Below are 16,164 nucleotides of genomic sequence, written 5' to 3' on the forward strand. Positions count from 1 at the left end.
GCGTGCAATGTGCACGGGCTCGCACTGAAGTAGTCAGGAGACGGAAGGCTCGCGCGGGAACGCGCGACCTGCGCGTCGGTCAATTGGCAGTCGCAACAGGCGGCAGGTTTGCCGTTATTTTGGGGGAAGCGTTCCATGACTCAACGCATTGCATATGTGACAGGCGGGATGGGCGGTATCGGTACGTCCATTTGCCAGCGGCTGTACAAAGACGGCTTCAAGGTGGTGGCGGGGTGCGGCCCGAATTCGCCGCGCCGCGTGAAGTGGCTGGAAGACCAGAAGGCGCTGGGGTTCGAATTCATCGCGTCCGAGGGCAACGTCGGCGACTGGGATTCGACGAAGGCGGCCTTCGACAAGGTCAAGGCGGAAGTGGGCGAGATCGACGTGCTGGTGAACAACGCCGGTATCACGCGCGACGTCGTCTTTCGCAAGATGACCCGCGAGGATTGGGATGCCGTGATCGACACCAACCTCACGAGCCTGTTCAACGTCACGAAGCAAGTGATCGAAGGCATGTGCGAGCGTGGTTTCGGTCGCATCATCAATATCTCGTCGGTCAACGGGCAGAAGGGCCAGTTCGGTCAGACGAACTACGCGACGGCGAAGGCCGGTATTCACGGCTTCACGATGTCGCTGGCGCAGGAAGTGGCGACCAAGGGCGTGACGGTCAATACGGTGTCGCCGGGTTACATCGGAACGGACATGGTGCGCTCGATCCGTCAGGACGTGCTCGACAAGATCGTGGCGACGATTCCGGTCAAGCGTCTCGGCGAGCCTGGCGAAATCGGCTCGATCGTGGCTTGGCTGGCATCGGACGACTCGGGCTTTTCGACGGGCGCGGACTTCTCGCTCAACGGCGGCCTGCACATGGGCTAAGCGGTGACGGGGCGGGTGCCGGTGCGGGCCGAAGCGATGCACTGCGCTCCGTTGCGGGTTAGGGCTTTGCCGCATAGCAGCAAACGCCCTAGAATCGATAATATGTGATGAACCCCGACCGCCGGTCGGGGTAGTCCTTCAAAAAACGCAGGAAACCCACCGCATGACCGCGAGCAAGAAGACTGACGAACGCCTGATCAAAAAGTATCCGAACCGGCGTCTGTACGATACCCAAACCAGTACGTACATCACCCTTGCCGATGTGAAGCAACTGGTGCTCGAGACCGAGGAGTTCAAGGTCGTCGACGCCAAGACGGGCGAGGACCTGACCCGCAGCATCCTGCTGCAGATCATTCTGGAAGAAGAGACCGGCGGTGTGCCGATGTTCTCGAGCGCGATGCTCGCCCAGATCATCCGCTTCTACGGCCACGCGCTGCAGGGCATGATGGGCACGTATCTCGAGAAAAACATCCAGACTTTCATCGAAATTCAGAACAAGCTGGCCGATCAGTCGAAAGGCATCTACGAAGGCGCGGCCTTCAATCCTGACGTCTGGGCGCAATTCATGAACATGCAGGCGCCGATGATGCAGGGCATGATGACCAACTACATCGAGCAGTCGAAGAACCTGTTCGTGCAGATGCAGGAGCAGATGCAAAGCCAGGCGAAGAACATGTTCAGCACCTTCCCGTTCCCGGGAGGTCCGGGTGCTCCCGGCGCGCCGGGCCGCGATCCGAACAAGAAGCCCTGAGCGAGCGGTAACCGGACGAACGTCGGTCGACAGTCGCTCGATAGTCGCTCGATAGTCGGGCCGTATCGTTCGGTGCTGCGGTGTGACGTGGGGCGCACACCGCAACGGACCGCCCGATGGCGCTCTGCGCCGGCACGCGTCAGCGGGGGGGCGCCCGGTTCGGCACAATTGTTGGAACGAACCCTGGGCGATCAGGGTAAAATGCGCGGTTACCTGCTGTTCGGCCGCGTGGCGATGCAACGCACGGGATTGACCCCGTCGTGATGCTCAGGCGGCCGATCGTCACACGTATTTACTAGATCAGGATTTCGCCCCATGTCCCGCCCATCGCCCGCCGGCACCCCCAAGGTCGGCTTCGTCTCGCTCGGCTGCCCCAAGGCTTTGGTCGACTCCGAGCAGATCCTGACCCAATTGCGCGCCGAAGGTTACGACATTGCCGGCACCTATGACGGTGCCGACCTCGTTGTCGTCAACACCTGCGGCTTCATCGACGACGCCGTTCAGGAAAGTCTCGACGCCATCGGCGAGGCGCTCGCCGAGAACGGCAAGGTGATCGTCACCGGTTGTCTGGGCGCCAAGAAAGACGCTGCCGGTCAGGACATCGTGAGCGCCGTGCACCCGAAGGTGCTGGCCGTCACCGGTCCCCACGCCGTTGGTGAGGTGATGAGCGCCGTGCACACGCACCTGCCCAAGCCGCACGATCCCTTCACCGATCTCGTACCGCCGGCCGGCATCAAGCTCACGCCGCGCCACTATGCCTATCTGAAGATTTCCGAAGGGTGCAATCACCGTTGCACGTTCTGCATCATCCCGTCGATGCGGGGCGATCTCGACTCGCGCCCCGTGGCGGAAGTGATGCTCGAAGCCGAGAACCTGTTCAAGGCCGGCGTGAAGGAACTGCTGGTGATCTCGCAGGACACCAGTGCGTATGGCGTCGATGTGAAGTACCGCACCGGTTTCTGGGCCGGTCGTCCGCTCAAGACCCGTATGACCGAGCTGGTCACGGCACTGGGTGAACTGGCGCGGCAGTACGGTGCGTGGGTGCGTCTGCATTACGTCTATCCGTATCCGCACGTCGACGAGATCATTCCGCTGATGGCCGAAGGCCACATCCTCCCGTATCTCGACGTGCCGTTGCAGCATGCCCATCCCGACGTGCTCAAGCGCATGAAGCGTCCGGCTTCGGGCGAGAAGAACCTCGAGCGCATCCAGGCCTGGCGCAGGATGTGTCCGGATCTGACGATCCGCAGCACGTTCATCGCCGGATTCCCGGGCGAGACCGAAGCCGAATTCGAATACCTGCTGGATTTCCTGCGCGAAGCCGAACTCGACCGCGTGGGCTGCTTCGCCTACTCGCCGGTCGAAGGCGCACGCGCCAACGAACTGCCCGGCGCGCTGCCGGACGAAGTGCGTGAAGCGCGCCGCGCACGCTTCATGGAAGTGGCCGAAGAGATTTCTGCCGAGCGCCAGCAGCGCAAGGTGGGCAAGACGATTCAGGTGATCGTCGACGAAATCAATCAGGACGGTGGAATTGCCCGCTCGGCTGCCGACGCGCCCGAAATCGACGGTCTCGTGTACATCGAACCGACACCCAAGGCCGCCAAGCGCCTGAAGGTCGGTGAGTTCGTGAACGTCGAGGTGACGGGCGCCGACGGTCACGATCTGTGGGGCGAGGTGGTCTGATGACGCAAGCGGATTCGAAAATCATGCAAATGCCGCAAGTCCTTGCGATGGGCGAGGCGATGGTCGAATTCAACCAGTCGCCCGAAGACCCCCGGCGATATCTGCAAGGCTTCGGGGGCGACACGTCCAACTTCGCGATTGCCGCGAGCCGTCAGGGCGTGCGAACGGGTTACGTGAGCGCGGTCGGCGACGACCTGTTCGGCCGTATGTTGCTCGATCTGTGGCGCGACGAGCATGTCGATACCCGGTTCGTTCATGTGGATTCGCAGGCGCCGACCGGCGTCTATTTCGTGTCGCACGACGACGACGGACACCATTTCGACTATCTGCGCGCGGGATCGGCCGCGAGCCGCTATCGCGCGCAGGACCTGCCGCGCGAGGCACTCGCCGGTGCACAGTTCCTGCATTTGTCCGGCATCAGTCTGGCAATCAGCGTAAGCGCCTGTGACGCCGCGTTTGACGCCATGTCGAAGATTCGCGCGGCGGGCGGCAAAGTGTCGTTCGACACCAATCTGCGCCTCAAGCTGTGGCCGCTCGCCCGTGCGCGCGCCACCATGCGCGAAGCGTTCAGCCTGACCGACGTCTGCCTGCCGAGTTGGGACGACGTCACGGCCGTGACCGGCCTTGAAGATCGCGATGCGATTCTCGATGCGTTGCTCTCCCACGGTGTTAAGGTCGTGGCGCTCAAGCTCGGACGCGAAGGTTGCTACGTCGCAACGCCCGAGGAGCGCCGCATCGTCCCCCCTTACCCGGTGCAGGCTGTCGACGCCACGGGCGCCGGCGATTGCTTCGGCGGCGCGTTCGTGGCGCGTCTGGCGCTGGGCGACGATCCGTTCACGGCGGCCCGCTATGCCAACGTGTGCGCGGCCTTGTCGACCACCGGCTATGGCGCGGTTGCCCCTGTGCCGCGCGCGGAGCAGGTGATCCGAGCGTTGGCGAGCTGACGCACGGACGCACCGATGGAGGCTTCCTTCCAATGAGCCTGCCATCGCGGTAACCCCCTATGACGCTATACTCGTTGCAAACCTATACCCACCCGGAGAAGAGACATGCAACGAGAGGTCGTGATCGTCAGTGGAGTACGTACCGCGATTGGTGATTTTGGTGGCAGCCTGAAGGACTTCGCGCCGACGCAGCTCGGCGCCATCGTCGCCCGCGAGGCCATGGCCCGCGCCCAGGTCGGCGGTGAAGACGTCGGACACGTGGTGTTCGGCAATGTCATCCATACCGAACCCAAAGACATGTATCTGGCGCGCGTGGCCTCCATCGAGGCCGGCGTGAGCCAGCACGCGCCTGCCATGACCGTGAACCGCCTGTGCGGGTCCGGTCTGCAGGCCGTGGTGTCCGCTGCGCAATCGATCCTGCTGGGTGATACCGACGTGGCGATGGCGGGCGGCGCGGAGAGCATGAGCCGCGCGCCTTACGTCATGCCCGGCGCCCGCTGGGGCACCCGCATGGGCGAGTCGCGTCTGGTCGACATGATGCTCGGCGCACTGCATGACCCGTTCGCCAACATCCACATGGGCGTGACGGCGGAGAACATTGCGAAGAAGTGGGGCATTACACGCGACGATCAGGACCGGCTTGCCGTGGAGTCGCACCAGCGTGCGGCCCGTGCGATGGCGGCCGGTTACTTCAACGATCAGATCGTGCCGATCACCCTGAAGTCGAAGAAGGGCGACGTCTCGTTCACGACCGACGAGCACGTGCGCGCCGAGGTCAGTCTTGAGGACATGGCGAAGCTGCGGCCGGTGTTCGAGAAGGACGGTACCGTAACCGCGGGCAATGCCTCCGGTCTGAACGACGCCGCAGCAGCCCTCATTCTGATGGAGCGCGCAGAAGCCGAGCGCCGCGGGGCGAGGCCGCTTGCCCGTCTGGTGAGCTATGCGCACGCCGGCGTGGATCCGAACTACATGGGCATTGGCCCGGTGCCGGCATCGCGCAAGGCCCTGGAGCGTGCGGGGCTGAAGGTCGACGACATCGATGTCGTGGAAGCCAATGAAGCGTTTGCTGCGCAGGCCTGCGCCGTGACGCGCGATCTCGGCTTCGATCCGGCCAAGGTGAATCCGAACGGCTCGGGCATTTCGCTGGGTCACCCGATCGGTGCAACGGGCGCACTCATCACGGTCAAGGCACTGCACGAGTTGCAGCGTATCGGCGGCCGGTATGCGCTGGTCACGATGTGTATTGGCGGCGGTCAGGGCATTGCCGCCGTGTTCGAGCGCGTGTAAGTTACTCCCCGGGGGCCGGCGGTGTTGCCGGCCCGAGTTTTTCCGGAGCCGTGATGACGCAAGACAACCGCAAGCCCCTCGACAAGCCGGAAGCCAACGGCTGGCACTGGCAAACCAATATTCTGCACACCGATACGCAACTGCCCGCGGGCTTCGCCGCCATGCCGGTGCCGGTGGCGCGCGCCTCGACGGTGATCTTCCCCGACCTGGCCGCCATGCGCACGCTCGACTGGAAGAACGACAGCCAGTGGCGCTACGGTTTGCACGCGACGCCCACGTCCATGGAGTTGATGCGTCGGCTCGCCGCGCTGGAAGGCGGCAAGCACTGCCTGCTGTTCCCGTCGGGACTTGCCGCCATTTCCAACGTGTATTTCGGTCTCGTCCGGAGTGGCGACGACGTGCTGATTCCCGACAACGCTTATGGCCCGAACCGCGAACACGGCGATTGGCTCGCGCAGTCGTGGGGCATCACGGTGCGTTACTACGATCCGATGATCGGTGACGGCATTGGCGCGCTGATCCAGCCGAACACCAGGCTGATCTGGCTGGAAGCGCCGGGCTCGGTGACGATGGAAGTCCCCGACATTCCTGCCATTGCCCGCGTCGCGCGCGAGCGTGGTGTGCTCACCGCCATCGACAATACCTATTCCGCCGGGCTTGCATTCCGTCCCTTCGATCACGGCGTGGACATCTCGGTGCAGGCGCTGACCAAATATCAGTCGGGCGGCAGCGACGTTCTGATGGGCGGCGTCGTGACCATCGACGACGAGATCCACCATCGTCTGAAGCAGGCGCGCATGCGCATGGGCGTTGGGGTGTCGGCGGACGATTGCAGTCTGGTGTTGCGTAGCCTGCCGAACATGCAGTTGCGCTTCGAAGCGCATGATCGCGCGGCGATGACGCTGGCGACGTGGCTGGGTACGCGTCACGAGATCGCCGCCGTGCTGCATCCGGCGTTCGACGATTGTCCGGGGCATCAGCACTTCCGGCGCGACTTCACGGGCGCGGGAGGACTGTTCTCCGTCGTGTTCGACGAGCGTTACACGCAGGCGCAAGTCGACGCGTTCATCGAAGCGCTTCGCCTGTTCAAGATCGGTTTCAGCTGGGGTGGGGCGCATAGCCTCGTCGTCCCCTACCGGGTCCCGACCATGCGCACGGCCACACCCTGGCCGCACAAGGGCGCGCTCGTGCGCTTTTATGTGGGGCTGGAAGACGTTCGCGATCTGCAAGCCGACATCGAAGCGAGTCTGAAGGCGCATCTGACGGTTTGATGCCATCGGAGGCGGGGGCACCTACCTTCGCCTGCGAATAGCAGCACATTTCGGAAGCGGACCGTCGGCGTCACACGTCACGCTGACGCTTTTCGACCTTCGTGAGCATTGTGCGCGAGGTCCGGGGCGGCGCTCCGGACGCGCCGCCGCCGACAACATGTTGCTGCCCGCCTCCTCATTCGCGTCCTGTCTCGTGAGCGCACCGCGGTCGGTATCCGATGCGCCTTGCGCGCCCTCGCCAATTGCTGCAATCGCACCCAGCGTGCCGCTCGATCCCCGGTCGCTCGACGACATCGTCGGCGCAAAGGCCGGGCGTCACTTCGTAGGCGGTGGCGATTCGGGCGCCGTATATGTCGATCGCGACGATCCGGACTATGTCGTTAAAGTGAGTCGGGACGTGCTGCACCCGGCCGATATGAACGGGGCGTTCGAACGGACGCTGCAGGAGGTCCGAAACTTCAACCGGTTATATGGTCCTTGCGGCGCCGAGTGTTTTGTGACGAAGGACAACTACCTGTGCATACGCATGCGTAAGGTGCCGGGCAAACCGATGTACCAGGTCTGGCCATCCGAGTACGGCCCGTGCAAACTCGACGTCTTGCTCGCGCTCGACGACCTTCAGGGAAACATGATCGATGCGGGCGTTGCACACCGCGACCTGCATTCCGAAAACCTCTATTTCGACGCCGCGACGACAACTTTCTGGGCGGTGGACATGGGCATGGCCGCCACCTTCGATGCGAGTGCGATGGCGCCCGAGGCGCGCACGCCAGGGCCTGTTGCGGCCGACGCGTCGAGTTTCGATGCGATGCGCAGACGTCTGGGCGCGATCATCGACAGTCATGCCCCCGACGTTATCGAGACGAAGGCGACGCTCGCGGATCTGATCGGCTACGACGCTGCCTGCGAGATGGGCGAGCGCTGTGGTGTCGTGGCGCCCGATCCGCAAGACGCGTCGCGCGTCTACAAGTGGCTGTTTTCCTTTCGGGTCTCCGAATTCGTGGCGGGCGTCGCCACTGGGCCCCGTAAGCTCGCACGTGCGGTCAACGAGAAGCGCATGTTCGAGCGCTATTACGGCGTCGGCACCGCGACGCTGCTTCGCACCTGTCAGGGCCAGTTCCTGCTGCATATGCGGCGCGTGCCGGGCATGCCGGTCGGCACGTTGGCCCATTTGCCGGAGGGATACGCGACTGCGTCGCTAGCGATGTTCGACAACCTGATGACGCGTGGCATGTTGCATCCAGGGCTGACGGCAGACCACATGCACTACGCGCCCGACACCGGCACGTTGTTTCCGCTCAGTTTTGCGTCGTCATGTTTGTCTGTGGACGCAACGAGCGACGAAGCCACCGAGACTGGTCCCGCGTGGCAAACCGAATGGGCGCTTTTACAGGCCCCCATTCGTCGGCGTCTGGAGACCGCGGCGTGCCAATCGCAGGATGACGTGCCCGCGCGGGGCGAGTGGTCATCAGGCCATTCGGCCATCACGCCACGCTGACCATGCACTAGCGATGCACTGGCTATGCATTAACGATGCGCCAGCGATCCGCTAACGACGATGTGGCGCGCCGCTCCTCAGTCGCGCCGGAACAGCGACAGCAATCCGTCGAGTCCCGCGTAGTTGAACGCCACCGATGCCTTCTCGCGCACCACGGGTTTCGCGCGGAACGCCACCGACAGGCCCGCGATGGCCATCATCTGCAGATCGTTCGAGCCGTCGCCCATGACGATGGTTTGCGCGGGCGTTGCGCCGAACTGCGCGGCGACTTCGGAAACGGTGCGAGCCTTCACCTCGGCATTGACGATCTCGCCCAGCACGCGGCCGGTCAGTTTTCCGTCGACGATTTCCAGCGTATTGGCGCGCGTCACGTCCAGGTTCAGACGTGGCTTGAGCCGATCAGTGAAGAACGTGAAGCCACCGGAGACGAGCAGCGTTCGAATACCGAGCGCCTGGACGCCGCGCAGCATGGTTTGCGCGCCGGGGGAGAGTTGCAAACGCTCGTCGTAGACCTTTTCCAGCGCGCTGGCGTCGAGTCCCTTGAGCAGGGCGACCCGACGCGTCAGGCTTTCGTTGAAGTCCTTGATCTCGCCGCGCATGGCGGCTTCGGTGATGGCGGAGACTTCCGCCTTCAAACCACAATAATCCGCGATTTCGTCGATGCACTCGATGGTGATCAGCGTCGAGTCCATGTCCATGGCGACGAGCTTGAAATCGGTCAGGCGGCGTGCGCTGTCGACCAGCACGGCGTCTACGCCATGCTGTTGCGCGAGGGCGGTCATGGCCGAGCGCAGCGCCGGGGAATCGACGACATCGCGCACGCGCGTTACCCCTTGTGCAAGTTCGATGGCTGCGTTGGGCGCCAATGCCTCGATCGCGGCCCGGGGCACCGGGGCGTTTGTGTCGCCGATGGCGGATTGCAATGCTGCGCCCGAGTCGGGGCCGGTGGGCGCGTGAGGTCCCAATATGACGAGGTCGTGAGGCATCTGGAAATGAAAATTAGCGACTGCGCAAATACCGCTTAGTACCGTCTTAATACCGCTTAATACCGCTCTGAAACCACTCAGAAACCGCGCGGGCATCGCCCTGGGAGCGGCACGCTGCGTGCGAATGGAACCGCATTTTACAGCGTTGCGTTCGGTCCGGCAGTTTTCCCAACCGGACCGATTTGAGCGAAAAGTGAACTCGACGGTGTTGACCCCGGCAGGAATATCAGGCCGCAGGCAGCAGCGACCGAACGTCGCCCGCAGGAGTTCACATGCAGATTTCCGTTTCGCCCCGGGTTTCCTGGCTGACGCCCACTGCGACGGCAGCCGTCGACCTGCCGCCACCGGCGCGCGAATCGTCACAGGCAACCTCAGCAACCCCAGCGACCCCGGCAACCATGGCGACTTCGGTGCCGCGGAAACTGGCAGACAAGGATTGGCGCGCACGCGTCGTGTACGGATTGATGTGTCTGCCCCCCGATCACTGGGGGCCGGTCTCGTCTGCGCTCGCTTTTCAATTGCTCGATCGACGCGACGCATGCACGGACGCAGGTGAGCAAGCCGGGCTTCGCAGCCTGGCAGTCGCGATGGCGCGGACCGGATTCGTCGTGCGTGAGGGCACGCTGCCCGCAATCGTGTACCGGGACGGCCGTTTCGGGGCGGACACCGGCATGTCGGCAAGGTGGACGGGTGTCGCATCGCTTTACGACGGTCTGTTGTGCGCGGTGCTCGAATCGGTGCTGGCGCCGGATGTGGCGGACCTCGAACTCCCGATGCTCTCGGCGCTTCCCGGCTTGTGGGCGGAACTCGCGGTGGACGATCCGACATTCGCGGTCGCCGCGTGGCAACGCCAGCTAGCGGGGAACCGTCCGACGTTTACCCCGCCCGCCCCCGTTGGATTGCGCGACGTGGCGTGGAAGTGTCTGCCGGTCATGGCTGGGGCGGCCGGGCTGGCAGCGGGATTGACGTATCACTTCGCGGCCGGCGCGTTGCATGCGTCGACGAAGTCGGTGCACGCCGAGACATCGTCGTCGTCCACGAAGCTGGCGAAAGTCAGCCAGGTCCGCCGGCTGTGGAGCACCTACGGTCCGATGGTCGGTGCGCTCACGGCCGGGACTTGCGAAGCGGCTGCGCTGGCGCGTTTGTGTGCCGCCGGGCCGTCCGAGCGCGACGCCCTGGCGTTGCAACGCGCGCAGTGCCTGTCGGCCTATGCATTGTTGCTGCCTGCGCTCACCGCCACGGAGTTGCGGCGGCTGGTAACGGCGCTCGGCCCCGCCTTCGCGGAAATGGACGTGTTCGAGGTGGTCGACTTGCTCAAACGTCGACTTGGGACGATGGACGCAAGAACGCCGTCCGACATCTTCTCACTGGTCGACTGGCCGGACTTTCTGCGCAAGTCGCGCGCGCGCCGACGTCCGCACCTTCGCGCCGAGATACCCGGCTGGGTCAGGGCGGTCGAGGCCGTCGCAGCGCTGACGCAGGTGATGGATGTCCGTGCACTGGGAAGCCGCGTGGTCCGCGCGATTGGCGCAACTGGCGCGCCGCGTCGTTTGCCGGCACGCCTGGTCCGCAGCGCTGCGTTGCCGATCCGGGACCTGCATCGCAACGTCGTGAAGCGCTGGCCCGACGAACTTGTCTTGCGCCGCATGCAGCACGAACCCACGGCAATCGTGCCGACACAATGGCGTATGGGGGGGGCGATGGCATCGGAAGCGCACCCGTGGACCGTCTCGGCGTTGCGATACCAGCCCAACCATCGCAGACCTGCGCCGAACCGGGTCGACTTGCCGAGGTCCCCTCCATCTGCGGGCGGCGGGACGCACGCGTTCGCGCCGATGTCAGGCAATCGATCGCTGTCGCTCGATCAGATGCTGGCGGTGATCGAGTCGACGCAGTGGGGCGAATCGCCCGCCGCGGCGATGGAAAACTACCGCAACGAAGTGCGGGCGTCGATCAGCAAGGACATGAGCGTTGTGTTGCGCAAACGGTATCCGAGGGAGGGATTCGGGCACGGAGCCGTGCTGCCGTGGAACGCGACGGTTGAGGTCACGTACAAGGAATATGGCCGGTCAGCCGACGCCGACCGGTTCAGCTTCTCCGCCGGCGTGAGCACGACACGAACTTTCTCGATACTCGATGTCGCGCTGGGACATCACTATTTGCCGGAGTCCGGCTTTAACTTCGCCAGGCGGGAGGTGACCTCGGTCCAGGTCGTCGACGATGCGGCAAAAAAGCTCCTGGCAGCGGTGAACAACGACGCCTTTCGCCATGCCTTGATCGAGCACGATCGCGAACAACTGGCGGCCATGGAGACTTCGGTAGAACTCCGGACCGCCTTCGAATCCTATGTGCAGGACATGTTCGTCGGCCTGCTGATGAATGCGACGACGTCGGCGTGGGAGCGTCAGTTGCCACCGGGCAGCCGGGTGAGCAAGGTCGGGCATGGCGGGCGTCCGTGGCATCAGCTCGGGGGGACGCATCAACGATTCCGGGTCGGTTACGACGCCGTGTGGGTCATGTCGTTCGACGAGGAAATATTGCCGGGGCTGCTGGCGGCGTCCTCCCCGGACGGCAAGTCCGTGCTGCTGATGTCGATCCGCCATGGCACCACGTTTGGCTGGCGGCCCGGCATGGAGATGAGCGACGCGCTGCGCGCATTTCTGCACGCGCATTTGTCCACGAAGCAGAAACTCAAGGCGTCGAGTCCGTTGCGACACGACGCCTTCAGGTTCCGGATCGAAGCGCCCCCCGTGGTCAGCAACCGCCCGTGTGTCGCTGATGGTGAATCGGGCAAACGGGGCGAGCAGGGTGAGCAGGGTGAGGGCAAAGAGCGCGTAGCGTCGGACGGCGGGGCGTCGACACGCGCCGGGGCCGCTGGCGTCCTGTATGACGGGTTGTCGTTTGCGCCGTCGTTCCGGTTCGTCAACTGTCCTTCGCCCAAGCGCGAGCTATGGTTCGCGAAGCTTCGCCGCGCCGCGCAGGAGCGCGATTTGCTGATCGTCACGAGCGAGTGGCGCGCGCAACACCGCGCAACCGACCTGCGTCACATGGTGCATCATCGTCTGACGCTCGTCAGTCCCGCGACGACCGCTGCATTCCGGGGGCTGGGGCGAGCAGGCATCGCCATGTCGATCGCCTTCGAGCTCGGTTCCCGCGTTTCATACGCCGCGGCACCGGCGGCGAACGCCCCAACCACACGTGCCGATGTCGAGGAACTTGAGCGCATCCAGCACGACATCTCGCTCTCGCGCTCGCTGGCGGCACTGCTTCGCATCCCTAATGTCCGCACACTCGACGCGCTGGCCGACTGGCTCATCAAGCACTCGGCGCAAACGGCGAGCGTCATGCAGATCTGGGACGCCTTCATGGCAGCGTGGCCCTCGATTGCGCAGCGCCGGCGGGATTTTGCCAATCAGGTCCGCCTGATGGCGCAGGGCGAGCCGCAGCAGGGTGGGACGACGAAAGACGTGACGAGAACCGGCGCAGCGAAAGGGCGGCAGCGCAAGCCGATGATCTCGCCTGCGGACCCCATGCACGACGCCGCTACCGGACCGTTGCCACATAGTTGGCGGTCGATCAGTGTCATCAAGCGCTCGTGGAATCTCATGACCGATGGCGAAACCACGGTACCGCTCGACGATGGCGAGCGCCACGTCGACCGATACCTGGGCGCGACGCGCCTGCAGGTCACCTCCGCCCGGCAGGTCAAGCGCTTGCCCGAGGGCTATGGATTCGCGTTGACCGGGTCGGATGGCACGATGTTCTTTGCGGGCGTCACGGGCGGGCACGGCAAGTTGCTGGGCATGGGCGTGAACGACACGCTTGCTACGGCGCACGACAGAACATTTTTTCCGACGGACGGCATCGAGCAGATCGACTCGCGTGGCATGACGTTTTCCGACGGCGGCTTCCAATGGGGACCCATCACCGGCTTGATGTATGTCGAAGCGCTCTCCGACCGGATGCCGGAGGCCCGACACCTCGTGTCGCACACCGCCAGCGATCGTGCCGAACCTACGCCGACACCCATGCCCGAGGCGTCAAGCAGCGTGACGGCGGAGTCCACCACGCCACATGCATCTGTGCCCCCTACTGTGCCCCCTACTGTGCTCCCTAAGCCCTTCACAACGCCTGCCTCCGCGGCGGGGACGTCGTCGACGCGCAGGGGCGCGGTGACAACGACGACGAAGCGCATGACGCCCGCGCCGCGAAGAATGTACGTTCCTCCTGCACCTCACGCAAAGCATGACGGTGCAGAGCGCCACGAACCCCCGACGCCGTCGGGCGCCAACGGACACTTCAAGGCGCCGCCACCGCACGCGCCTTACCTGCCACCGTCAACCAACGTTCTCCCCACGCCACCCTCGACCCGCGCGCCGCATCTGCCACCCCCGCCTCACGCGCCGAACCCGCTGCCAACGCCATTGGGTGCTTACGGACCGACGACGGAGCGTGACTCGTACGTTACGCATACTCGGCATGTTTCGCATGGTCCTTATGTTCCTCCGGCCCCGCATGCGCCGCCGTCGATGAAGCGAGGGAAGCCGGAGGTCGTGATTCCGACATCGGCGGTGCCGATGGTGTCGCCGCGCGGCCGCCACCCGATACCGATTGCAAGAGGCAAACGCGCACACGATGCATGGGAGACGTTCGTGGACATGTGGAATGCGCGCGAGGGCCGGGTCACCATGGATGTCGATATGGCGGGGCTGTCGCCCAATGCGACGTCCTTCGCATATCCCGGCGCTGCACGGCCGACCGTGGCATCGAACTCACCAATGGCTCGTGGCGGCATCGGCCATGCAGCGACATCCGCCGCGACGGTCGCCGCGCTCTGGCGCACCCCCGACTTCCGGGCGGCGCTCACGGAAGATATCGTGAGCGTGCGACGCGGCCTGTTGCTCTGGCACCTTGCACACATGTTGCCGCCGCATCGGGACCTGATGCTGGGCGCATTGAAGGGACATGACGCTCTGCGTTCGGTTCTGGTGAATGGCACGCGGCTGCCGGGCGCTCTGGGAGTGTGTAACGCCATGGGCGGGGTGCTGCTTTCATTGACGAACGGTCAGGCTGTCTCTCTGTCGATGGGGGCCGTAGAGTGTGCCTATGAATGTGCCGCTGAGGGGGGCAATGAAGCGGCCAACGAGGGGCGCAACGGGACGCCCAATGAGGGCGACACCCATGCGCGAGTCCTTGCGTTCGTCGCTCGTCATGCGCGGGACATTGACCTTCGCGGCAGGAACGCAGCCGCCGTGACGCTCGAAGAGGCGTCGCCTGGCGACCCCGTCGTGCGCATGATCGACGACCTGCGGGACCTCGTGATCCGTTCGATACAGGATGGCAGCTCCCTTGACGCCGGTGTCGCCACACTGGCACGCCGTGCAGCCACGGCAATGTCGGCGGCGAATGCCAGCGCGCTGATCGCGGCGATCTCCGGTGCACCGACCACCGGCACACCGTTATCGCAGGATGTCGTCTACCTTAACGACCCGGCAGGTGGCGCACAGAACGCCCCGAGCCTTGCGCTCGCCCGTAACATCGGCACCGCAATTCGCGAATTCTCCGGGGATATCTTCACGACCATGTCCGCTGACCCGGACGCCGACGCCACCGACGCCACCGAGAAACAAGACATCGTCGCCTTCGTTGCCGGTTTCGTCGAACAGGTGAACCGGTGCCGCGTGATTGCGCGTGTGCATGACGACATTGCGAACCTCGTGGAATCCGGGATGGGCAATGCAGACTTCGCCGGCGCGATGCTCGGTGCGGGCGTGGGTTTGCAAGACGGGAAATTCGGCGCGGCGATCTCCGCGGTCTGGCGTCAGTTACCGGGGGACCGCTGGTTCAATCCGCGTCAGCGCGGCGCGCCGCAATTGCTCGCGCTTCGCGGCGTCGATGGCCTCCGGAACGTCCCGCGGGGCTACCGCGTCTTCGTCGGCACCGACTTGGAGAGTGCGCCGGGATCGCAGGGATCGCCGGAATCGAACGACTGCGACGACATGCTGAGTCTGGGGAACGGGCGATTTGCCGTGGCGAGCAACGTCGGCACACTGGCGGAGCCTCGCTTTGCCCTGACCGTAGCCGACTTGACGCAGGGCGGCGCGGGCATTGTCGGACCCGTGAACGACACGGTCTGGCAACGCGACGGGGCGATCGTGCGGCTTTGGGTGCAAAGCGACGCCCCCGGCCTCTTTGCTGAACCTCTGGCTCCGGTGCTACGGAATGGCGCCCTCGATGCCAACGCTTTCGCCGACCAATTGCTGGCGCATCCGAACGTCACGGCGTTGCGGCTTCAGCGAACCGGTGCAGCGCCATGGCGGCTGGACGGTGCGCTGCGAAGTCTGCTCGCGACTGTCGCCGAGAAGCTCGGGAACCACGGTGTGACCGAGGTGAACTACCGCGTCATCGTGGCGTGGTCCGCACCGGATCAGTTCCGGCCGTCTGTGTCATTCGCCCTGGTGGGCGAGGCGCCTGTGGCATGGATCACGTCAGGCAACGTCGGCCGGGCAGTGACCGACCTGTTTGCGCGGCAGGTGCTGGGAGATGCTGCGACGTTGGCGCAAGACGTCTGTATCGCCAGCGAACACGATTGGCAGCAGGTCTATCGACGCCATGCCAACGGCCGGTGTGTGAAGTACTTCGACTTCAGTACTGCCGATGACGCGCTGCTTGCCGCCGAGGACTTCATTGTCGTCCCCGGAGGGCTGGCGGGCGATTTCAGGCCAAACGGCGTGCTGCTGTGCGCGCCGACGTGGCGATCCGCGCGGTAGCGAACAGGACTGTCGACACGCTGCCGACGCGGGAGCCGACACGGGAGCCGACACGGGAGCCGCGTCCGCCACGTCTGCCGAATTAGCTGAACCGGGCG

9 protein-coding genes are annotated in these 16,164 nt (G+C 64.6%); 8 read left to right on the forward strand and 1 reads right to left on the reverse strand.

The features are described from left to right. Window positions 1-135: 135 nt before the first annotated feature. From PCA31118_RS02345 to PCA31118_RS02375, 7 genes are all read left to right on the forward strand, one after another. The gene (locus PCA31118_RS02345; protein WP_044456078.1) at window positions 136-876 is read left to right on the forward strand and encodes a 3-ketoacyl-ACP reductase; all 741 of its coding nucleotides are present in this window, start codon (window positions 136-138) and stop codon (window positions 874-876) included. A gap of 163 nt (window positions 877-1,039) precedes the next feature. Beyond that, the gene (gene phaR, locus PCA31118_RS02350; RefSeq protein ID WP_044456077.1) at window positions 1,040-1,627 is read left to right on the forward strand and encodes a polyhydroxyalkanoate synthesis repressor PhaR; all 588 of its coding nucleotides are present in this window, start codon (window positions 1,040-1,042) and stop codon (window positions 1,625-1,627) included. 315 nt (window positions 1,628-1,942) lie between these two features. Next, window positions 1,943-3,310 (forward strand): 30S ribosomal protein S12 methylthiotransferase RimO, encoded by a 1,368-nt coding sequence (gene rimO, locus PCA31118_RS02355; RefSeq protein ID WP_150622591.1) that lies wholly within the window; start codon window positions 1,943-1,945, stop codon window positions 3,308-3,310. A gap of 23 nt (window positions 3,311-3,333) precedes the next feature. After that, a complete protein-coding gene (locus PCA31118_RS02360; protein WP_150622593.1) occupies window positions 3,334-4,254 on the forward strand; it encodes a sugar kinase in 921 nt (306 codons plus the stop codon). Window positions 4,255-4,359: 105 nt separating this feature from the next. Further along, window positions 4,360-5,541, forward strand: coding sequence for a beta-ketothiolase BktB (bktB, locus tag PCA31118_RS02365; RefSeq protein ID WP_150622595.1), 1,182 nt, complete (start codon window positions 4,360-4,362; stop codon window positions 5,539-5,541). A 53-nt stretch (window positions 5,542-5,594) separates the two neighbouring features. Further along, entirely contained in the window at window positions 5,595-6,812 is a 1,218-nt protein-coding gene (locus PCA31118_RS02370) for a cystathionine beta-lyase (protein ID WP_150622597.1), read from the forward strand. 262 nt (window positions 6,813-7,074) lie between these two features. Next, on the forward strand, window positions 7,075-8,310 hold the full coding sequence (locus PCA31118_RS02375) for an OspG family effector kinase (protein ID WP_150622599.1): 1,236 nt from the start codon (window positions 7,075-7,077) through the stop codon (window positions 8,308-8,310). A gap of 77 nt (window positions 8,311-8,387) precedes the next feature. On the opposite strand, the gene serB is transcribed toward PCA31118_RS02375, so the two are convergent. Further along, window positions 8,388-9,296: a phosphoserine phosphatase SerB gene (gene serB / locus PCA31118_RS02380; RefSeq protein WP_246190018.1), complete on the reverse strand. Its 909-nt coding sequence runs from the start codon at window positions 9,294-9,296 to the stop codon at window positions 8,388-8,390. Between the two features lie 272 nt (window positions 9,297-9,568). Here serB and PCA31118_RS02385 point away from each other — a divergent pair, with 272 nt between their 5' ends. Further along, window positions 9,569-16,066 carry a hypothetical protein gene (locus tag PCA31118_RS02385; RefSeq protein ID WP_150622601.1) on the forward strand — a complete coding sequence of 2,166 codons (6,498 nt, stop codon included), beginning with the start codon at window positions 9,569-9,571 and terminating at the stop codon, window positions 16,064-16,066. Window positions 16,067-16,164 lie beyond the last annotated feature (98 nt).

The sequence above is a fragment of the Pandoraea captiosa genome, assembly GCF_902459775.1.
GTDB classification, from domain to species: Bacteria; Pseudomonadota; Gammaproteobacteria; order Burkholderiales; family Burkholderiaceae; genus Pandoraea; species Pandoraea captiosa.